The sequence below is a fragment of the Egibacteraceae bacterium genome (assembly GCA_040905805.1).
Lineage (GTDB): Bacteria > Actinomycetota > Nitriliruptoria > Euzebyales > Egibacteraceae > DATLGH01.
Map to the genome: position 1 here is coordinate 43,789 of JBBDQS010000165.1, position 19,202 is coordinate 62,990.

Annotated in this window: 18 protein-coding genes and 1 pseudogene; 8 read left to right on the forward strand and 11 right to left on the reverse strand. The window is 74.2% G+C overall.

Annotated elements, in window-relative coordinates:
- Positions 1-332 precede the first annotated feature (332 nt).
- The 3 genes from WD250_17480 (at position 333) to bfr (ending at position 2,558) form a co-directional block, all read left to right on the forward strand.
- Positions 333-1,754 (forward strand): CCA tRNA nucleotidyltransferase, encoded by a 1,422-nt coding sequence (locus WD250_17480; protein MEX2622006.1) that lies wholly within the window; start codon positions 333-335, stop codon positions 1,752-1,754.
- Positions 1,755-1,828: 74 nt separating this feature from the next.
- On the forward strand, positions 1,829-2,053 hold the full coding sequence (locus tag WD250_17485; protein MEX2622007.1) for a (2Fe-2S)-binding protein: 225 nt from the start codon (positions 1,829-1,831) through the stop codon (positions 2,051-2,053).
- A 37-nt stretch (positions 2,054-2,090) separates the two neighbouring features.
- On the forward strand, positions 2,091-2,558 hold the full coding sequence (bfr, locus tag WD250_17490) for a bacterioferritin (protein ID MEX2622008.1): 468 nt from the start codon (positions 2,091-2,093) through the stop codon (positions 2,556-2,558).
- Positions 2,559-2,562: 4 nt separating this feature from the next.
- On the opposite strand, the gene WD250_17495 is transcribed toward bfr, so the two are convergent.
- The 3 genes from WD250_17495 to sodN form a co-directional block, all read right to left on the reverse strand.
- The gene (locus WD250_17495) at positions 2,563-3,147 is read right to left on the reverse strand and encodes a Uma2 family endonuclease (GenBank protein ID MEX2622009.1); all 585 of its coding nucleotides are present in this window, start codon (positions 3,145-3,147) and stop codon (positions 2,563-2,565) included.
- Positions 3,148-3,322: 175 nt separating this feature from the next.
- Positions 3,323-5,467 carry a 4-alpha-glucanotransferase gene (gene malQ, locus WD250_17500; protein ID MEX2622010.1) on the reverse strand — a complete coding sequence of 715 codons (2,145 nt, stop codon included), beginning with the start codon at positions 5,465-5,467 and terminating at the stop codon, positions 3,323-3,325.
- A gap of 43 nt (positions 5,468-5,510) precedes the next feature.
- On the reverse strand, positions 5,511-5,954 hold the full coding sequence (gene sodN, locus WD250_17505; protein MEX2622011.1) for a superoxide dismutase, Ni: 444 nt from the start codon (positions 5,952-5,954) through the stop codon (positions 5,511-5,513).
- On the opposite strand from sodN, the gene sodX reads away from it, so the two are divergent.
- Entirely contained in the window at positions 5,910-6,452 is a 543-nt protein-coding gene (sodX, locus tag WD250_17510; protein ID MEX2622012.1) for a nickel-type superoxide dismutase maturation protease, read from the forward strand. The genes sodN and sodX overlap by 45 nt on opposite strands.
- Before the next feature lie 152 nt (positions 6,453-6,604).
- Here sodX and WD250_17515 read toward each other — a convergent pair whose 3' ends face one another.
- Together WD250_17515 and WD250_17520 are read right to left on the reverse strand one after the other, a co-directional pair.
- Positions 6,605-7,786: an inositol-3-phosphate synthase gene (locus tag WD250_17515; GenBank protein MEX2622013.1), complete on the reverse strand. Its 1,182-nt coding sequence runs from the start codon at positions 7,784-7,786 to the stop codon at positions 6,605-6,607.
- 23 nt (positions 7,787-7,809) lie between these two features.
- Positions 7,810-8,436: a helix-turn-helix transcriptional regulator gene (locus WD250_17520; protein MEX2622014.1), complete on the reverse strand. Its 627-nt coding sequence runs from the start codon at positions 8,434-8,436 to the stop codon at positions 7,810-7,812.
- A 195-nt stretch (positions 8,437-8,631) separates the two neighbouring features.
- On the opposite strand from WD250_17520, the gene WD250_17525 reads away from it, so the two are divergent.
- Both WD250_17525 and WD250_17530 read left to right on the forward strand, forming a co-directional pair.
- Positions 8,632-9,033, forward strand: a complete 402-nt coding sequence (locus WD250_17525; GenBank protein ID MEX2622015.1) for a DUF5318 family protein — start codon at positions 8,632-8,634, stop codon at positions 9,031-9,033.
- A gap of 439 nt (positions 9,034-9,472) precedes the next feature.
- Positions 9,473-11,656, forward strand: a complete 2,184-nt coding sequence (locus tag WD250_17530) for a transglycosylase domain-containing protein (protein MEX2622016.1) — start codon at positions 9,473-9,475, stop codon at positions 11,654-11,656.
- Between the two features lie 386 nt (positions 11,657-12,042).
- Here WD250_17530 and WD250_17535 read toward each other — a convergent pair.
- The 6 genes and pseudogenes from WD250_17535 to WD250_17560 form a co-directional block, all read right to left on the reverse strand.
- A pseudogene (locus WD250_17535) lies at positions 12,043-12,669 on the reverse strand (glycosyltransferase 87 family protein).
- 332 nt (positions 12,670-13,001) lie between these two features.
- Positions 13,002-13,151, reverse strand: coding sequence for a hypothetical protein (locus WD250_17540; GenBank protein ID MEX2622017.1), 150 nt, complete (start codon positions 13,149-13,151; stop codon positions 13,002-13,004).
- A 43-nt stretch (positions 13,152-13,194) separates the two neighbouring features.
- The gene (locus tag WD250_17545) at positions 13,195-14,547 is read right to left on the reverse strand and encodes a cytochrome b N-terminal domain-containing protein (GenBank protein ID MEX2622018.1); all 1,353 of its coding nucleotides are present in this window, start codon (positions 14,545-14,547) and stop codon (positions 13,195-13,197) included.
- On the reverse strand, positions 14,544-15,443 hold the full coding sequence (locus tag WD250_17550) for a cytochrome c (GenBank protein ID MEX2622019.1): 900 nt from the start codon (positions 15,441-15,443) through the stop codon (positions 14,544-14,546). Before WD250_17550 ends, WD250_17545 begins: the two co-directional genes overlap by 4 nt.
- Positions 15,440-15,688, reverse strand: a complete 249-nt coding sequence (locus tag WD250_17555; GenBank protein ID MEX2622020.1) for a hypothetical protein — start codon at positions 15,686-15,688, stop codon at positions 15,440-15,442. The genes WD250_17550 and WD250_17555 overlap by 4 nt, the downstream gene beginning before the upstream one ends.
- A 15-nt stretch (positions 15,689-15,703) precedes the next feature.
- The gene (locus WD250_17560; protein ID MEX2622021.1) at positions 15,704-16,624 is read right to left on the reverse strand and encodes a Rieske 2Fe-2S domain-containing protein; all 921 of its coding nucleotides are present in this window, start codon (positions 16,622-16,624) and stop codon (positions 15,704-15,706) included.
- Between the two features lie 156 nt (positions 16,625-16,780).
- On the opposite strand from WD250_17560, the gene WD250_17565 reads away from it, so the two are divergent.
- Entirely contained in the window at positions 16,781-17,287 is a 507-nt protein-coding gene (locus WD250_17565; GenBank protein ID MEX2622022.1) for a GNAT family N-acetyltransferase, read from the forward strand.
- A gap of 261 nt (positions 17,288-17,548) precedes the next feature.
- The gene (locus WD250_17570) at positions 17,549-19,078 is read left to right on the forward strand and encodes an FAD-dependent oxidoreductase (protein ID MEX2622023.1); all 1,530 of its coding nucleotides are present in this window, start codon (positions 17,549-17,551) and stop codon (positions 19,076-19,078) included.
- Positions 19,079-19,202 lie beyond the last annotated feature (124 nt).

Consider the following 19,202-nt stretch of genomic DNA (forward strand, 5'->3'; position numbering starts at 1 on the left):
GCCGTCTTCGCCCCTTTTGACCCTCGACAAGCGGCTCGCGCGCAGCTCGCCCGTGCCGATCGAGGCCGTGACGTGAACGGGTTCGGCGGCGCGCTGCAACAGCGCGGTGGTTGGGTCGGGGGATCGGTGAAGTCCACACAGGCCCCCGCGCGGCCCGCTCCAACCCTTCCCGGCTGCCTCTGCGCCCCCTAACCGGGCAGGTCCCGACCACGATCCCCGATGAGACACCCCCCCAAAGGTGACCAAGCGGGAACGAGGCCGACGACAAGCCCTGATGCCCCACCCAGACCCTTGCGTCCGGGATAGCGGGACATCTCTTAGCATGAGCGGCGATGGCCTCCTCCGATCCGACCGCTGACCAGCACCGTCGCCTGGCGGAGCTCGTGGCGGTGTACCCGGTCGCCGACGAGCTCGCCCACCGCATGGCGGCGGCCGGGCACGAGCTGTACCTCGTCGGTGGCACCGTGCGGGACACGCTGCTGCACGGCGAGGCCCCCGGCGACCTGGACTTCGCGACCTCCGCCCCGCCGGAGGAGACCGAGCGGCTCGTGGACGGCTGGGCCGACGCGGTCTGGCTGACCGGCGCGCGGTTCGGCACGGTCAGCGCCCACAAGGGCGGCTGGAACCTGGAGGTCACCACCTTCCGCGCCGACGTCTACCAGCCGGGGTCGCGCCACCCCGCGGTGACCTACGGCACCGACATCGAGGGCGACCTCGCCCGCCGCGACTTCACCTGCAACGCGATGGCGGTGCGCCTGCCCGAGCACCGCTTCGTCGACCCGTTCGGCGGCCTGGCCGACCTGGCGGCCCGCGTGCTGCGCACGCCCGTGGACGCCGAGATCAGCTTCGGCGACGACCCGCTGCGGATGGTGCGCCTGGCGCGGTTCGCCGCGGTGCTCGGCGCGGAGCCCGACGACGCGGCGCGCAAGGCCGCCACGGTCATGGCCGCCCAGCTCGACGGCATCAGCCGCGAGCGCATCCGCGCCGAGCTCGACAAGCTCGTCACCGCGGCCGAACCCCGCCGGGGCATGGACCTGCTGTGCGACACGGGCCTGGCCGACCGGTTCCTGCCGGAGCTGCCCGCGCTGCGCATGGAGCGCGATCCGAGCCACCACCACAAGGACGTCTACGCCCACACCATGGCCGTCGTCGACAACTGCCCGCGCGAGGACCGCATCCTGCGCCTGGCCGCGCTGCTGCACGACATCGGCAAGCCCGCCACCCGCGAGTTCCACCCCGACGGCAAGGTCACGTTCCACCACCACGAGGTCGTCGGGGCGCGCATGGCCCGCCAGCGCCTGCGCGCGCTCACCTACTCCAACGACGACGTCGACGCGGTCGCCGAGCTCGTCTACCTGCACCTGCGCTTCCACGGCTACTCCGACCAGGCGTGGTCGGACTCCGCGGTGCGCCGCTACGTCCGCGACGCCGGCACCCGCGAGCAGCTGGTGCGCCTGAACCTGCTGACCCGCGCGGACGTCACCACCGCCAACAAGGCCAAGGCCCGCCGCCTCGCCGAGGCGATGGACGACCTGGAGGCGCGCATCGCCAGGCTCGACGCCGAGGAGTCGATCGCCCAGATCCGCCCGCCCCTGGACGGCAACCAGATCATGGCCCACCTCGACCTCGCACCCGGTCCGGCGGTGGGCCAGGCCCGCGAGATGCTGCTCGAGGCCCGCCTGGACCAGGGCCCCATGAGCGAGGAGGAGGCCTACCGCCTGCTCGACGAGTGGGCCGCCTCCGAGGATCTCTGAGAACCTACCCGGGTTGCCCGTTGGTAAGGTTCGCCTTACAGTGGTGAGGAGAACCTAAGGGAAGGCAGCGCCTGGTGCTGGTCTGTCACTGCAAGGTGGTCTACGAGCGGGGGATCCGCGAGGCGATCGCCCTGGGCGCCCGCGACGAGTTCGACGTCGCCGAGGCGTGCGGTGCGGGCACCGGCTGCGGCGGCTGCGTCCCGGCCATCAGCCGCCTGCTCGGCGACTGCGCGGACTGCCCCCTGGCCGCGACGTCGGCGGCCACCCCGGCGGGGAGGACGGCAGCCGTTTCGCGCTAGGGTGTGGGCTCCCCCGCTGGCGAGAACGGAGACCCCCATGCAAGGCAGCCCGCAGGTCATCGAGATCCTGAACGAGGCGCTCACCGCGGAGCTCACCGCGGTCAACCAGTACTTCATCGCCTCGAAGATGGCCGATGACTGGGGCTACGCCAAGCTCGCCAAGGAGTACTACGACGAGTCCATCGGCGAGATGAAGCACGCCGAGACGCTCATCGAACGGATCCTGTTCCTCGAGGGCGTGCCCAACATGCAGCGGCTGTCCACCGTGGCGGTCGGCGAGTCGGTCATCGAGCAGTTCCGCGCCAACCTCGAGATGGAGGTCGCCGCCGTGGAGCGCTACCGGCGCGGTGTGTCCATCTGCCACGAGCAGGGCGACCCGGGCACCCGCACGCTGCTGGAGGGGTTCCTGCGCGACGAGGAGGCCCACGTCGACGAGGCGGAGAGCGAGCTCGTCCTCCTCGACCAGCTCGGCGAGCAGCTGTGGCTCGCCAAGTGGGTCAGCTAGGCGGTCAGCGCCGCGGGAGCAGCTCGGCGACGGGCACGGCTAGACCGGCTGCGACCGCAGGGGTGAGCGTGGTGCCGGCGGTGTGCTCGGTGACGGCGTAGGCGCCGTCGTCAGCCGGGCCGGCGACCGCGGGGTCGCGTCGGTGCACGAGCACGATGTCGCGGTGCAGGTCCACCACCCAGTACTCGGGCACGCCGAGCTGCTGGTAGATGTCGTGCTTCTCGTGCAAGTCGAGGCTGCGGGTCCCCGGTGAGGTCACCTCGACGACCAGGTCGGGCGGCACGTGGAAGCCGTCCTCGGCGAGCTCGTCGACCCGGTCGGGGCCGATGACCGTGCAGTCGGGGATCGGCCGCTGGTCGCCGATCTCGATGCCGAGGCCGGCGAACACCTCACCGCCATGGTCCCGGGCCCATGTCGTGAAGTAGTACATGAGGGCACTGACGGCGCGCTCGTGACGGGTACGGGGCACGCCGCGGATCACGAGCTCGCCGTTGAGGATCTCGTAGCGCAGGCTCTCGTCGAGCTTGCCCTCGGCTTCCAGTTTCTCGAGCACCGCGTGGGCCATGCGGGCGCCGGTCGCCACCGCCATCGTGCACCTCCTGGGTCCATAGGTGGACGCTACCGCCATGCTCGCCGCGCGGGCGCCGGTTGTCCACAGTGATCGGGGCCGCTTGCGCGGCCATCTGCGGACCGGAAGATGCGCTCAGTGGTGAGCCGACTACACAGCGCCTTTTCCCAGCGGACCGCCGGTCCGACGCTCGAGGTCAGGGGCGGCGCAGGGTGGTGGCCAGTCGGCGGGTGGTGCGGCGGTCGAGCAGCTCGTCGAGCAGGACGACCTGCCCGTCGGCGTCGGCCAGCGGCAGGCGCCAGTTGGGATAGGCGTCGGTGGTGCCCGGCAGGTTGGGCTGGCGGGTGTCGCCGACGGCGTCGCCCAGGGCGGCGGCCACCAGCAGCGCGGGGCCGGCGGCGAGGAAGGCGTGCATGGCCACGACCAGCTCCTCGACGGTGGGGTCGTGGCCGACCAGGCCCTCGGCGCGCAGCATGGCGGCCAGCTCGTCGCGCTGGCGGGCGGCGCGGGCCTGCTCGGCCGCGGGGTCGTCGAGCAGCCCGAGCTCGGCCTGGACGCGGACCGCCTCGCCGCGCCACCAGCCGGCGGCGGTGGGCAGGTCGTGGGTGGTGACGCTGGCCAGCGCCAGGGCGGGGTAGTCGGCGGCGGGCAGGGGCGCGCCGCCGTCGGCGGTGCGCTCGAAGTACAGCACGCTGGAGCCGAGCACGCCGGCGGCGCGCAGCCGCTCGCGCACGCCCTCCTCGACGGTGCCGAGGTCCTCGCCGACGACCAGCGCGCCGGCGCGCTCGGCCTCCAGAGCCAGCACGCCGAGCAGGGCGTCGCCGGGGTAGCGGACGTAGGTGCCGGCCGCGGCGGGGGCGCCCTCGGGGATCCAGTACAGGCGGAACAGGCCGAGGACGTGGTCCACGCGCAGGCCGCCGGCGTGGCGTGCGACGCCGGCGAGCATGTCGCGGAAGGCGGCGTAGCCGGTCGCGGCCAGGCGGTCGGGGCGCAGCGGCGGCAACCGCCAGTCCTGGCCCTGGCGGTTGAACGGGTCGGGTGGCGCGCCGACGGTGACGCTGCCCGCCAGGTCGTCCTGCAGCGCCCACGCGTCCGCCCCGCCCGGGTCCACGCCCACGGCGAGGTCGTGGACGATCCCGATGGGCATGCCCGCAGCCTCGGCGGCGGCCTGGGCGGCGGCCAGCTGGGTGTCGCACAGCCACTGCAGCCAGGTGTGGAAGGCCACGCGGTCGGCCAGCTCGCCGCGCGCGGGCTCCACGCCCGGGGCGGCGGGGTGGCGCAGGTCGGCGGGCCAGCCGGTGTAGGGGGTGCCGTGGCGCTCGGCGAGGGCGCAGAAGGTCGCGAAGTCGACCAGGCCCCGGCCCTCCTGGTCGCGGTAGTCGGCGAACGCCTGCTCGCGGGCGGGTGAGCGGGGGACGGTGTGCAGCAGCTCCAGGGCCCAGGTCTTGGCGCGGAAGACGGCGTCGCGGTCGATGCGGTCGGGTGTGCCGGCGTCGCGGGCGGCGCCGGCCAGCCCGGTCACGCGCTCGCGGACGCCCGGGTCGGCCGCGTCGAGCTCGTCGACGTCGGTGACCGACAGGTACAGCGGGTTGGAGAAGCGCCGGCTCGACGGGTAGTACGGCGAGGGCTCGACGGGCAGGACCGGGGTGGCGGCGTGCAGCGGGTTGGCCACCACGAAGCCGGCGCCGAGCTCGGCGGCGCTGCGGGCGGCGAGCCGGCCCAGGTCCGCCAGGTCGCCCATCCCCCAGCTGTCCGCCGAGCGCAGCGCGTACAGCTGCACCATCCAGCCCCACTGGCGGTCGAGGTCCGCCGGAAGCGGGCACCGTCCCGGCGCCACGATCAGGTGCGCCTGCTCGTCGCCGGCCTCCAGGCGGTGGTAGCCGAGCGGCAGGTCGACGGGCAGCGCGCGGCCGGGGCCGGGCAGGTCGACGGGCGGCGCGCGGCCGGGGCCGGGCAGGTCGACGGGCGGCGCGCGGCCGGGGCGCGGCAGGTCGACGGGCAGCGCGCGGCCGGGGCGCGGCAGGTCGACGGTGGTGCCGTCCTCCAGGTGCACGCGTGCGGCGACGCCGTCGAGCGGGGGCAGACCGAACGTGTCGGGGTGCCCGCGGCGGGCGACGACGGTGGCCGGCAGACGGCGGGCCCGCGCCGCATCGGTGGCCCGTTGCAGCGATCCGGTGACCTCGTCCTCGGCGGCGGGGACGTCCATGGCCGCGAGCACGGCCCGCACCGTCGCGGCCGGGACGGTGACCGCCCGGCCGTCGGCGCCGGTGTAGGCGGTGGCGACACCGTGCCGCTGGGCGAGCTCGGCCAAGGCCGGGCTGACGTCAGCGGAGGCGGGCATGGCGACCGGCCTCCCCCGCCGGGGTGGTGGCGATACCCGAGCTCTAGCCCGGGCGGCCGTTCGCACGGGTGGTGGCGGGGCCGTCGTTGGCCTTCCAGAGCTCATCGATCTGGTCGATCAGGTCGAGCATCTCCTTGGCCTTGGCCTCGTCCATGGAGGCCTTGACGGCCGACCCGGCCTTGACGGCCTTGTTGAACAGGGCGTGGTGCTCGGCGCCGTGCTTGTCGGGCTTGTACCAGTCGCTCCAGAGCACGTCGATGTGGTGCTTGGCGAGCTCGGCGCGCTCCTCCTTGACGACCACGCAGCGCTGGCGGAAGACCTCGTCGTCGGAGGCGTGGTACTTGCCGATGATCTTGAGGCAGGATTCAGCCTCGATGCGCGCCTGTTCGGGGTCGTAGACCCCGCAGGGGATGTCGCAGTGGGCGTGCACGGCCCGGGGCGCGTGCACACGGTCCAGGAGGGTCAGCAGGCGGGTGGGCAGGGGCATCGGAGCACTCCTTTGACAGCAGAGGCGAACGAACACGCGAACGCTCGTGGCGGACTCTATAACCCCTACCCACGGCACGAAACCGCATGCGGGCGACCATGGGGTGCCGCGGGCCGGGCGATCGCGGCGATCGCGGCCGCTCTGGCGGTGGCCGCCCACCAGCGGCTGGTCGTGCACGGGGCCAGCATGGCGCCGACCCTCGCGCCCGGCGACCGGCTGCTCGTGCGGCGCTGGCCGAGGGCGCTGGCGCCCGGCGTCCTGGTCGTGGTCGCCGACCCCCGCGCCCCCGGCCGGCTGGTGGTCAAACGGGTCGCGGCGGTGGACGCCGACGCGGTGACCGTGCTGGGCGACAACCCCGCGGCCAGCACCGACAGCCGCGCCTACGGGGCGCTGCCGCGATCCGCGGTGCGCGGCCGGGTGGTGTACCGCTACGCGCCCGCGGGCCGCGCGGGCCGCATAGCGCGCATAGCGCGCATGGGGCGCATGGGGCGCCCCTGACTTGCCCGGTCGTGTGGCCCGGCCAGGCCACCACCTCCAGGGTGGTCGTGTGGCCCGGCGACTTGCCCGGTCGTGTGGCCCGGCCAGGCCACCGCCTCCAGGGTGGTCGCGCAGCGACCGCCCTTGGGATGCTGACCGGTCGCGGGGCTGGGCTAGCCGCGGGGGACGGTGGCGGCGTCGCGGGTGCGCTCGGGCGCGTCGGCGACCCGCACGGACTCCGCAGGGGGCCACTCCGGTCCGGCGATGAACTCCGCGACCATCTCGCGGCACACGTCGTCGGGGAACTGGGCCGGGGGGGACTTCATGAAGTAGCTGGACGGGCCGAGCAACGGGCCGCCGATGCCGCGGTCCATCGCGACCCTGGCGCAGCGCACCGCGTCGATGACCACGCCGGCGGAGTTCGGCGAGTCCCAGACCTCGAGCTTGAGCTCGATGTTCAGGGGCACGTCGCCGAAGTTGCGTCCCTCCATGCGGATGTAGGCCCACTTGCGGTCCTCGAGCCACGGCACGTGGTCGCTCGGGCCGATGTGGATGTTGTCCTTGCCGATCCCGTTGGACATCTGGCTCGTGACCGACTGGGTCTTCGACACCTTCTTCGAGTCCAGCCGTTCGCGCTCCAGCATGTTCATGAAGTCCATGTTGCCGCCGAAGTTCAGCTGGTAGGTGCGGTCGATCGTGACCCCCCGGTCCTCGAACAGGCGCGTCAGCAGGCGGTGGGTGATCGTCGCGCCGACCTGGCTCTTGATGTCGTCACCGATGATCGGCAGCCCGGCCTTGGCAAAGCGCTGCGCCCACTCGGGGTCGGTGGCGATGAACGCGGGCAGGCAGTTGACCAGCGCGCACCCCGCGGCCAGCGCCTCACCGGCGTAGAACCGGGCGGCCTGCTCGCTGCCGACCGGCAGGTAGCACACGAGCACGTCGGCGCGGGCCTCGCGCAGGGCCGCCGCCACGTCGACGGGCTCGGCGTCTGACTCCTCGCACGACTCGGCGTAGAACTTGCCGAACCCGTCCATGGTCGGGCCCCGCAGCACCTCGACGCCCAGCGGCGGCACGTCCGCGAACTGGATGGTGTTGTTGGGCGGGGCGACGATCGCCTCGGAGAGGTCGTGGCCGACCTTCTTCGCATCCACGTCGAACGCGGCCACGAACTCCAGGTCGCGCACGTGGTAGCCGCCGAGCTCGACGTGCATGAGCCCGGGGACGCGCGCCTCGGGGTCCGCGTCGGCGTAGTACTGCACGCCCTGGACGAGAGAGCTGGCGCAGTTGCCCACGCCGACGACCGCGACGCGGACTCCTCCGTGCCGGGTCGAGTTGCTCGGTGCAGGGCCACTCATCAACGTCTCCTTGTCGGTACCGCTCATTGGTTCTGCAGTTCTGTGCGCACGATGTCGTCGCCGGGCGGGGCCGGGGCCGACGGGGGCGTCGGCGGAGGCGTCGGCGGGGGGTCGTGCTCGCCGCGCTCGGCCAGGGCGGTGCGCTCGGCGACGATCAGCTCGTCGAGCCAGGCGATGTCGGCGGCGGTCGTGTCCACCCCGTGGCGCACCAGCGACATCGTGTAGGTGTCCGCCCGGGTGACGCGCGCACGGCCGAGTGACCGGCGGCCCTCGTCCAGCTTGTCCTCCAGGTAGGCCTTGCGCCGCTCCAGCAGCTTGATGCGCATCTCGGGGCGCAGGTAGCGGAAGAAGGCCAGGCGCAGGGAGAACTTCTCCTGCTCGGCCCCGGTGCCCGCGCTCTCCTCGAGCAGCTCGAGGAACTCCTGCTCGCCGATGTCGGTGATCCGGTACTCCTGCTTGCGCCGGGACGTCTGCGGCTCGGCGTGCACCTTCTCGGCCGCGCCGCGCTTCTCCAGGCGGCGCAGGGTGGGGTACAGCGAGCCGAACGACACCGTCCAGAAGAGGCCGAGCTTCTGCCCGAGCTGCTTGCGCAGCTCGTATCCGTGCATCGGACGCTCTTTCAGCAAACCGAGGATCGCGAGCTCAAGCATGGTGACGTCCTTGCGGGTCAGAGTCGGTCGGTTCGGTCGGTGCGGTCGGGCGGTGGTGCAGCTGGCCGATGCATCCGGACGATGCATCGGGGCGATGTATCCCCACGATATAGCGGGATGATACATGCGCGCTGGACCCGGGCCAGAATGGGCCGCCGTTCCCAGCTGGCCAGCCACTACAATCGGCACCCGACCATGAAGGGGCAAATCGATTACCGGATGGCCAAGCGTGCGCTGGTGCGCAAGGTCTCGCGCGGCGCCGTGGCGCTCACCGACGTCTGCGACGCCCACCCCGAGCTGCTGCGCGCCGCCCGCAACATCGGCGAGGCCACGGAGCGGGCCTGCCCGATCTGCGCGCTCGCCGACGATCGGGCGGCGGTGCCCCGCGACCCGGCCAGCACGCTGCGGCTGGTGACCTACGTCTACGGTGACGACCTGAAGCGCAAGTCCGGCCAGGTGGTCTGGAACCGCGACGAGCTGGCGGGGCTGGCGGCGACCCACCGCTCGTTCACCGCCTACGTCGTGGAGGCCTGCCTGGTCTGCGGGTGGAACCACCTGGTGGAGAGCTACCTGCTCGGGCGGGCGCACGCCGGCTGACCGGTTGTGCCGGGTGGGGCGGTCGCGCAGCGACCGCCTGCGTGCTGAGGCGGGCCGAGGCCGTCCGGCCACCCGGTCCCCGGCCCACCCCCGGACCGGGCATGGCAGACTGCGGGGTATGAGCAGGCGGCCGCCCCCCGGCCGCTCGGACGGCACGAGGCAGCGCCAACCCGCTGCCAGACGTGGTCTCCGTGCGCGCGTCAGCCCCCGACCACGCCCCGCCCCTGGCGGTGCGTCGCGTGCGCGCGCCCGGACGCCGAGCGCCTCGCCTGCCCGCCCCGGGCCCCGGCGCGCGTCGCGGCCGACCCGGCGGCCGAGCCCGAACACGCCGCCGTCCGGGCGCACGGGCGCCGCTCGCGGTGGTCGCACCGGTGCAGGTCGGCCGGGCGATCGAGGCGGTGGCGGGCACGCCGCGCGGCGCGGGCGTGCGCCGCGTCCGGTGCCCCGGCGCCGACGGTGGTGCCGCCGGCCCATCGCGCTGCTGCTGCTCTTCCCGGGCCTGGCGCTGGCGTTCGCGGGGCTGGTGCTGTTCTTCTACTTCTTCACCTCGGTGCCGCTGCCGGAGGACATCGGCGAGGCCGGCACCGTCATCTACGACGCCAACGGGACCGAGATCGCGACGCTGCAGGCCGAGTCCAGCCGTGCGGACATCGCGCTCGACGACCTGCCCCCGCACGTGATCGACGCGGTGCTCGCCGCCGAGGACGCCGAGTTCTACTCCCACCCGGGCATCAGCCTGCCGGGGATCTTCCGCGCGGCGGTGGTGAACGTCACGAGCGGGCAGGTCAGCCAGGGCGGGTCGACGATCAGCCAGCAGTACATCAAGAACGTGACCACCGACGACGCCCGCACGGCGCTGCGCAAGGTCCGGGAGGCGGCGCTCGCGGTCAAGCTGGAGCAGCAGTTCACGAAGGACGAGATCCTCGAGTTCTACCTCAACTCCATCTACTTCGGCCGGGGCGCCTACGGCATCCAGGCCGCCGCGACCGCCTACTACGGCAAGGACGCCGTCGACCTGTCCGGTGCCGAGGCGGTGCAGCTCGCCGGCATCATCCCCTCGCCCTCGCGCCTGGACCCGCTGGAGCACCCGGAGGACGCGGAGCGGCGGTACCGCTACGTGCTGAGCCAGCTCATGACCCTCGGGCAGATCGAGGCCGCCGACGCGGGGATGCTCGCCGCGGAGATGCCCGAGCCGCTGCCGGTGCGACCGATCCAGTTCCGCGACGCGCCGTTCTTCCTGGACCTCGTGCAGCGCGACCTCGCCGCGCACGTGGGTGTCGACCGGATCTACCACGGCCTGGAGGTCACCACCACGCTGGACCTGGGGGTCCAGGCCGCCGCCGAGGCCGCGTACACCGACGTGCTCGAGGCCGGGGTGCCCGAGGGCGCGACCGGGGCCCTGGTCGCCCTGGACCCGGCCAGCGGGGGTGTCCGGGCCCTGGTCGGCGGCCCGGACCACGCCGCGGACCAGGTGAACATGGCGTTGGCCGCGCGCCAGCCCGGGTCGACGTTCAAGCCGTTCGCGCTCGCGGCCTGGGTCGAGCAGGGCAACTCGCCGGAGAGCTACTTCCCCGCGCCGGCGAGCTACGAGATGGCGGGCACCCGGGTGGACGGACGGCCCTACGAGATCAGCAACTTCGGCGGCGCCGCCTACGGCGAGCTGAGCCTGCGGGAGGCGACCTGGCGGTCGGTCAACACCGTCTACGGGCAGCTGTACGAGGAGGTCGGTGGGGAGCCCATGGTCGAGCTCGCCCGCCGGGCCGGCATCGACGGGGAGATGGACCCCCACGACTCCTCGACGGTGCTCGGCACCGCGGAGGTCTCCCCCTTGGAGCTCGCGGAGGCGTACAACACCTTCGCGGCCGGCGGCCTGCACCACGAGCCCACCACCATCCAGCGCGTGGAACACGACGGCGAGGTCCTGTTCGCCGCGCCCGACAGCGCCGGGCGCGCCTTCAGCGAGCAGGTCGCCTGGACGGTGACCGACGTGTTGCAGGGCGTGCTGCGCACCGGCACCGCTCGCGGCGCCGACCTGGGGCGGCCAGCCGCCGGCAAGACCGGGACCACCACCAACCACGCCGACGCGTGGTTCGCCGGCTACACCCCCCAGCTGACGGCGGTGGTGTGGATGGGCAACCGCGACAACAACCGCCGGATGCCCGGCGACCCGACCGGTGGGGACCTGCCCGCGGAGGTCTGGCACGCGTTCATGTCGACCGTGCACTCCGGGCTCGAGGTGGCGCGGTTCCCCACGGCCGGCGGCTCACTGCAGGTCGTCAACCCCAGCCCGTCCCCGGTGCCCACCACCCCGAGGTGCGGGACCGGTGAGATCCTGGCCGCCTCGGGCGGCAGGTGCGTCGACGCCGAGCCCGACCCGGACAGCGAGGACGACAGCGAGAACGACCGCGAGGACGACCGCGAGGACGACCCCGACGGCGACGACGGGCCGGCGCCGGCGCCGACCGCGCCCCCCACCTCACCGCCCGGTGACGACCCCCCGCCTCCGCCTCCGCCTCCGCCGTCCCCGACGCCGTCGCCCGCGCCCACCGCCCCACCGGGTGACCCGCCCGCCCCGCCGCCGGAGCCGGACCCCACCCCGGCGCCGGCGCCCCCGCCCGAGTAGGGCGCCCCGCCGGCCCGGCCGCCGGAGCCGGACCCCACCCCGGCGCCGGCGCCCCCGCCCGAGTAGGGCACCCCGCCCGCCGCCGTCCGCGCCGGCTGCCCCCGGACCGCCGCCAGGATCACCCAGACGAGCACGGCGGCGCGCACCACCACCGCCGCGCCGAACCACGCGTAGTCGGGCGCCGGTTCCAGACCGGTCAGGCCGCCGAGGAACGGGAAACGCACCGCGAACACCGCGACGTCGGCGGCCACGAACGCCACGAACGGCCCGGCCCGGGGTAGGGCCAGGGCCATCAGCGGCAACAGGAACAGGCTGAACTGGGGCGAGTACACCTTGTTGGTGAGCAGGAACCAGGCCATGAGCGGCAGGACGAGCTCCCACCAGCGGGCCGGCTCGCGCCGGCGGGCGCCGACGACGGCGATGGCGGCCGCCCCGGCGACGAGCAGTGCCGCCGAGGCCGCGTTGACGGTCGGGACGGCGAACGCCGACCCGCGCAGCTGCTCGGCGAGGTACCAGAGGCTGTCCCAGTCGGCGGGCCGCTCCCGGTTGAGGTCCAGGAACCGCCGCCAGCCCTGCGGCGCGGTCACCAGGACGGGCAGGTTGACCGCGAGCCAGGCCGCGGCGGCGGCCCCGGCGTGCGCGGCGGCGTCGCGGCGCCGGCCCTGGGCGAGCCGGGTGGCGACCACCAGGGGCACGAGCAGCCCGGGGAACAGCTTGGCGGCGGCGCCGAGCCCCGCCGCCACGCCGGCCAGCCCGTCGCGGCCCCGCCGGTGGGCCACCACCCCGGCGACCAGCAGGGCGACGGGCACCGGGTCCCAGTTCACGAACGCCAGCAGGGCCAGCGTCGGCGCGCCCGCCCACCACAGCAGTCGCCGGGGCGGCCGGCCGGCCGCTGCCAGCAGCCCCAGGGTGGCCAGGGCCGCGGCCGCGCCGAGCGCCGCGGTGGCGTGGAAGAACGCCGCCGCGCGCTGTGCGGGTGGGGTCAGGGCCGCCACCCGCGCCGCCGCCCACATCTGGGCGCCGGTCAGCACCGGGTACTCCACGGCGTGCTCGCGGCCGGGGTGGTCGGCGTAGAGGGGCGCGCCCTCGCTCAGCCCGCTGGAGAACCACAGGGCGTACACGTCGGTGTAGCACCACTGCGTGTACTGCTCACCGCCGGACCAGGCACCCTCGCCGAGGCAGCGCGCCTTCGACCACCACCCGAGCGCCAGGACGGCACAGCACACCACGACGACGCCGACGAGCACGGCGGGGCGCGATGACGACGGCCGGGGGTGCACCGGCCGACCCTAGCCCGCCGCCGGCGATCGCTCGCTGCCGGGAGCCGGGCGGGCTGTGCCGGCGGCTAGACGCGACCGCGACCCCGGAAGCCGAAGACGGCCCCGAGGACGACGAGCACCGCGGCGATGACGAGGAGCCAGAGCAGCCCCTCCACCAGCAGGCCGATGCCGCCGAAGATCAGCGCGAGCAGGACGAGTGCGATGACGATTCCCATGCAAGCAGTCATACCCGCGTCCGCCACGGTTACACCAGGGTGGTCAGCCGAGTACGGCCTCCGCGTCGGCCTCCGACGACGCCACCACCCGGCCACGGCGGGCCAGGCGGCGGCGGGTGAGCGTCCAGACGCCGGCGGCCAGGAGCGGTGGCACGACCACGCACGTGATGCGGAAGAACCAGGTGATGGTCTCGATCGGCACGCCCGTCAGGCTGGACAGGATGTCGTTGGTGGCCGCCGCCGACAGCAGCAGCACGAAGCTGAACGTGCCCAGCGCCACGGCCGCGCGCAGCGGGACGTCCAGCGGGTTCTGCAGGACGTGCCAGTCGCCCTCGAGGCGGTAGACCCGCCGCTCGAGGAACGGGTAGGCGATCAGCACGACGAAGATCCCGGCGGGCAGCAGCGCCCCGGCGACGAACACGCCCGACACGGTCATGCCGAGCATCCGGAACTCCAGCGGCGGGAAGATCCGCAGGGCCCCCTCCAGCCAGAACAGGAACCAGTCGGGCTGGGCCTGGTTGCCGACCTCCCCGGCGACGTAGGGGCCGATCAGCAGCACGTCGCTCCACGGGATCAGCACCGCAGCGGTCGCCAGCAGCCCGCCGATCCACAGCATGAGGGTCGTCGAGGCGGAGAACTGGTGCGGCCACAGCGGCTTGCCGAGGACGAACCGGTGCCCGTCGATGCCCGACCGCGGGAACTGCGTGTGGCGCTGGCGGGTCATGACCGCCAGGTGCACGCTGATCAGCCCGATCAGCAGCGCCGGGATCCACAGCACGTGGAAAACGTAGAAGCGCGGGATCAGGTTGGCGGTCAGGAAGTCGCCGCCGAAGATCCAGAAGGCCATCTGGTCGCCGACGTAGGGCACGGCGAGCAGCGACGAGTAGGCGATGCGCAGGCCGATGCCGGCCAGCGCGTCGTAGGGCAGCGAGTACCCGGTGAAGCCCGACGCGAACGTGAGCAGCAGCAGGCCCACCCCGACGTGGTAGTTGATCTCCCGGGGCCGGCGGAACGCCCCGGTCAACAGGATCCGCAGCATGTGCAGCACGGTCGCGGCGATGAACAGGTGGCTGGCACCGCGGTGCAGCCGCCGGAAGAACAGGCCGCCGGGCACGTCGTGGGACAGCCGCACGATCGACTCGAACGCCCCCGGCAGCTCCCGCCCCTCGTACAGCGGCATGGCCCCCGTGTAGGTGACCAGGTCCGAGGAGGGGCGGTAGAACATCGTCAGGAAGACCCCGGTGACGACCAGCACGAGGAAGCTGAACAGCGCCACCTCGCCGAGCAGGAACGACCAGTGGTCGGGGAACACCTTGTTCAGGACTTTGCGGCTGGGCTTGCGCAGCCGCAGGCGCTCGTCCAGGGCGTCGAACAGCAGCGCGAACAGCGGCGTCACGGTGTCGCCTCGCTCGCGTGGCCCTCGTCGGCGTCGGGGTCGGCGTCGGGGTCGGCGTCGGGGTCGGCGGGCCGGTCGGGGAACATCGCGACTCGCCCGGCGATGAACATGCAGGAGAAGATGGTCGCCAGGGCCAGCAGTGCGACGAACCCCGCCAGGTACACGGGGTGCAGCTCGCCGAGGCCGATCGGGGTGGTGTCCTCGTGGGCGATCTCGTCGAGGTAGGCGACGAGGTGCCCGAGCCCCTCGTCACTGATCTGCTCCTCGGCGAAGCGCGGCATCTGGAACGGCCCCACCCGGACCGCCTCGGCGATGACGGTTGGCTCCCGGCCCAACACGTTCGGGGTGATCGCGCCGCCGCCGGCCACCCCACCGCCCGCGGTGTAGCCGTGGCAGGCCGCGCAGTGCGTGGCGTACAGCTCGCGGCCCACCGGCGCCTGCCCGCCCTCCGGTTCGGGCACGTCGCCCTCCAGGTCGAACCGCTCGGTCAGGTAGGAGACCAGAGTCTCGCGCTCGCTGTCGTTCCACCGGCGCCCCCGGCCCGAGCCGTCGACCCGCGCGGGGGGCATCCGACCGGTGCGCAGCGCGAGGTCGACGCGGGCCACCTCCATGCCCACCAGCGCCGGCGCCGTCTCGGCGGGGTCGGCGCCCCCCGTGCCGTCGGCGGCGTGGCAGCGGGCGCAGTGCACCGTGTAGAGGGTGTCGCCCCGCCCGCCCTCCCCGGCGGGCGGATCGGCGTCGGCGTCGCCGGTGTCGGCCCCCGCGATCCCCAGTCCCCCCGCGCCCCCCGCGACGAGCAGCCAGGCCACCGCGGCGGCAGCGATGACGGTCGCCCAGGAGGCCACGGGCAGCAGGGTCCGCCAGCGCGTGGTCGTCGCCGCCTTCGCCAGCCTCACCCGGAGACCCGATCGCCTGCCATGTGCGCGTCCCGCGCGTCGGTCCCCCCGCCCCCCGCCGCCCGCCCCCGGGCACGCCGGCGCCCCAGGGCGCGCACCGTCGCGCCGAGCACCGGGCGCGCGCGGACCGCCACCTCCAGGGGTCGGGAGCACACGTCGCTGTCGATGGCGGGATCGTAGGCCACCAGCCGGCGTTCGACGAAGGGTCGGCGCAACAGCGCCGTGAACGGCGCGGTCCCCCGCACGCGGCGGCGGTGCGCTCATCCGAACGCCGGGCCGACCTGCTCGACGAAGTCGCCCATCGCCACCAGGAAGCCGTCGTCGTCGACGCCCAGCGGCAGCTGCGGCAGCGCGCGGGCCGTCGGCCCGAAGGTCGGCACCGCGCCGCGGGCCGCGTCGAACGTGGACTGGTGGCAGGGGCAGAACAGCGCGTCGTCGCGCTCGCGGAACAGCCCCACGGGGCAGCCCGCGTGGGTGCACACCTTGGAGTAGGCGACCAGCTCGCCCTGCACGACCCAGTCCGGGTTGGTGGGCTCCTGGGGAGGCCCCGAGGACAGGCGCACGAGCACGACCGCGGAGTTCTCGACGCCGATGGCGTCCTCGGGCCACACCGTGGATATACCGCCGAGGGCGACGTCGTCGGGCCGCAGCGGCGCCCCGTCGGTGGTCACCAGGCGCTGACCGGCCTCCCACGCGGTGCGCCGCAGCGCGTCGCCGGGTTTCGGCCCGAGCGACGCCACCGGTGCCGCCAGGCTCAACCCGAACAGCGCCGCCGCGCCGATCAGCAAGCGCTGCAGCAGGCTGCGCCGGCCCACGGGGCCGACCTCGGCGACGGGCTCCTCGGCGCCCTCCTCCCGGGTCGGTTCCGCCTCCGGGACCTCGCGGGGCTCCAGGCCCTCGATGTCGGGGTAGGCGGAGGCGAAGTAGCGCCGCACGGCCACCGCCAGCGCCAGCAGCCCGAGCGCCAGCGCGCCGCCGTACAGCCACAGCGGCGCCCCGGCCAGCAGGCCCGCGGCGAACACCAGGGCGCTGGCGCCGGCGACCAGCGCCGCGCCGGCGTCGATCGTGTCGTTGACCTCGCTCGGCGGCGGGAGGCGCTGGCCGACCACGTACAGGCCGTCGTGGGCCTGCTCGGCCTCGGCCTCCTCCGCAGGGGGCGCGGGCTCGGGCGGGTCGCTCACGGGGTGGTTCCTTTGGGTGTCGTGGTCCCCGCTCGGGGCGGCGGCGTGCCGGCGCCCTTTCCTACCACGGATCGCCGGGATCCACGTGTCGGGCATGGGGCGCGCGTCGGGGGGTCGGGGTGGCGCGGGATGGCGCCGGCCTGCGATGCTGCCGGTATGCACGCCGACGTCACCATCCGGCCCGCCCGGGACGACGAGCTCGACCGGGTCGCGACGCTGCTCGTCGACGCCTACGCCGAGTACGCCGCGCGCATGTCCCCCGACGCCTGGGCGTCGTTCGCGCAGGACATCGGCAACGTGCGCGGCCGCATGATGGAGGCCGAGGTGGTCGTCGCCGACCGCGATGGGCGCCTGGTCGGGTCGGTGACGCTGTTCACCCGCCACCGGGGCGTGCGGGGCGGCACGGTGGGCGTGCGGCTGCTGGCCGTGCACCCCGACGCGCGCGGCACCGGCGTGGGCCGCGCCCTGATGGAGTACGCGATCGCGCATGCGCGCGAGGAGCAGCAGCAGCGGGTGGTCCTGTCGACCGCCCAGGAGATGGAGAGCGCGCGCGACCTCTACGAGAAGCTCGGGTTCCACCGCGAGCCCGACTTGGACCACGAACCCGCGCCCGGCGTCCGGCTGCAGGGCTACGCGCTGGACCTGGACTCGGCGCTCGGGTAGCGAAGCGGCAGCGCCCCCACCAGGCGCTCGAGTCGCGAAGCGGCAGCGCCCCCGCCAGCCCGGCGTCGGCCCGCTCCACCGCCAGGGCGCCGGAGTCACCCGCCCGCGGGCCGGTGCGTTGCGGATCAGGGCCGTGGCGTGGTCCCGATCCTGCACGCGCCCGGTACCCCCGGTCAGCCCGGGTCAAGGATGGGTCGCGCGGGGTACAGCGGGGTACAGGAAGACGGGCCAACCCGTTTCGCGACCCCCCTCGAGGACCGCATGGACCTGCCCGGAGCCCACGGCTCGTACTGGATCGACTCGACGCCCCATCCCGGTTTCCCAGCCCTTGCCGGCGACGAGGCCGGCGACGTCGCGGTCCTGGGCGCCGGCATCGTCGGCTTGACCGTCGCGTTGCTGCTGGCCGAGGCCGGCCGCTCGGTGGTGCTCGTGGACGCCGGCCCTGTGGCTGGGGGGGTGTCGGGGCACACGACCGCCAAGGTCACGGTGGGCCACTCGACGATCTACTCGACGATCACGAAGCGCATGGGCGCCCCGGCGGCGCGGGTGTACGCCGAGTCCAACAGCGCCGCGCTGGCGCACATGGCCACGACCGTCGAGCGGCTCGGCATCGACTGTGACTGGGAGCCCGCCGACAGCTACCTGTGGGCGCAGACCCCGGACCAGGCGGACACGCTGCGCGCAGAGGCCCAGGCCGCCACGGCGGCCGGGCTGCCCGCGACGTACCTGGCCAAGGCGCCGCTGCCGTGGCCGACCACCGGGGCGGTGCGGCTGACCGGCCAGGCCCAGTTCCACCCCCGCCGTTACCTGCTCGGCCTCGCCGACGCGCTGGTGGCCGCCGGCGGGCGGATCTTCACGGGCTCCCGGGCCACCGACGTCGACGACGCCAGCCCGTGCACGGTCACGACCGTCGGGGGGCGGGTGAGCGCCGCGCACGTGATCGTGGCCACCCACATGCCGTTCCTCGACCGGGGCGGGTTCTTCTCCAAGGTCCATCCCTATCGCGAGCACGTCGTGACCCTGCGGGTGCCACCCGGCGCGGTGCCGCGCGGGATGTTCCTGTACGCGGGCTCGCCGACACGCTCGCTGCGCACGATCCCCGACGGGGACGGGGCGCTGCTGCTGGTGTCGGGCGAGAAGCACCGCACCGGCGAGGAGCCTCGCACCGACGAGCGCTACCGCCGCCTGATCGACTGGGCCGGCGAGCACTTCCCCGTCGGCGCCGTGACCCACCGCTGGTCGACCCAGGACAACTACTCCCTGGACGGGCTGCCCTACGTGGGTCGGCTGACCCGCCGCAGCGACCGGCTGCTGACCGCCACCGGCTTCAACGCCTGGGGCATGACCGGCGGCACCCTGGCGGCGATGCTGCTGGCCGACCAGGTGGCCGGGCGCGACAACCCGTGGGCGAGCCTGTACGACGCGAACCGGATCGGCGCATCCACCGCGGTCAAGACGTTCGTGACCGAGAACGTCGAGGTCGGCAAGCACTTCCTCATCGACCGGCTGTCCAAGGAGGGTCCCGACCGGGTCGAGGATCTCGGCCCCGGCGATGGCGCGGTGATGAAGGTCGACGGCGACGACGTGGCCGTGTGCCGCGACGCCGACGGCGCGGTGCACGCGGTGTCGGCGACCTGCACCCACCTCGGCTGCCTGGTGTCGTGGAACCGCGGCGAGACCAGCTGGGACTGCCCCTGCCACGGCTCGCGGTTCGCTCCCGACGGAGCGGTGCTACACGGTCCGGCGGTGCGCGACCTGCAGGTGCTCCAGCCGCCGGCCGACGGCAGCTGACCGGGCCCCGGTCGTTCGGTGACGGCCCGGCAGTGCCCCGGCCTGGGCCCGGTCGGTCGGTGACGGCCGGGCAGTGCCCCGGCCTGGGCCCGGTCGGTCGGTGACGGCCGGGCAGTGCCCCGGC

What these genes read in the sequence shown, in the direction of transcription:
- WD250_17480 (MEX2622006.1), top strand. Translation starts at nt 333, where the DNA reads ATGGCCTCCTCCGATCCGACCGCTGACCAGCACCGTCGCCTGGCGGAG.
- bfr (MEX2622008.1), top strand. Translation starts at nt 2,091, where the DNA reads ATGCAAGGCAGCCCGCAGGTCATCGAGATCCTGAACGAGGCGCTCACC.
- WD250_17495 (MEX2622009.1), bottom strand. Translation starts at nt 3,147, where the DNA reads ATGGCGGTGGCGACCGGCGCCCGCATGGCCCACGCGGTGCTCGAGAAA.
- malQ (MEX2622010.1), bottom strand. Translation starts at nt 5,467, where the DNA reads ATGCCCGCCTCCGCTGACGTCAGCCCGGCCTTGGCCGAGCTCGCCCAG.
- sodN (MEX2622011.1), bottom strand. Translation starts at nt 5,954, where the DNA reads ATGCCCCTGCCCACCCGCCTGCTGACCCTCCTGGACCGTGTGCACGCG.
- WD250_17515 (MEX2622013.1), bottom strand. Translation starts at nt 7,786, where the DNA reads ATGAGTGGCCCTGCACCGAGCAACTCGACCCGGCACGGAGGAGTCCGC.
- WD250_17520 (MEX2622014.1), bottom strand. Translation starts at nt 8,436, where the DNA reads ATGCTTGAGCTCGCGATCCTCGGTTTGCTGAAAGAGCGTCCGATGCAC.
- WD250_17525 (MEX2622015.1), top strand. Translation starts at nt 8,632, where the DNA reads ATGAAGGGGCAAATCGATTACCGGATGGCCAAGCGTGCGCTGGTGCGC.
- WD250_17540 (MEX2622017.1), bottom strand. Translation starts at nt 13,151, where the DNA reads ATGGGAATCGTCATCGCACTCGTCCTGCTCGCGCTGATCTTCGGCGGC.
- WD250_17565 (MEX2622022.1), top strand. Translation starts at nt 16,781, where the DNA reads ATGCACGCCGACGTCACCATCCGGCCCGCCCGGGACGACGAGCTCGAC.
- WD250_17570 (MEX2622023.1), top strand. Translation starts at nt 17,549, where the DNA reads ATGGACCTGCCCGGAGCCCACGGCTCGTACTGGATCGACTCGACGCCC.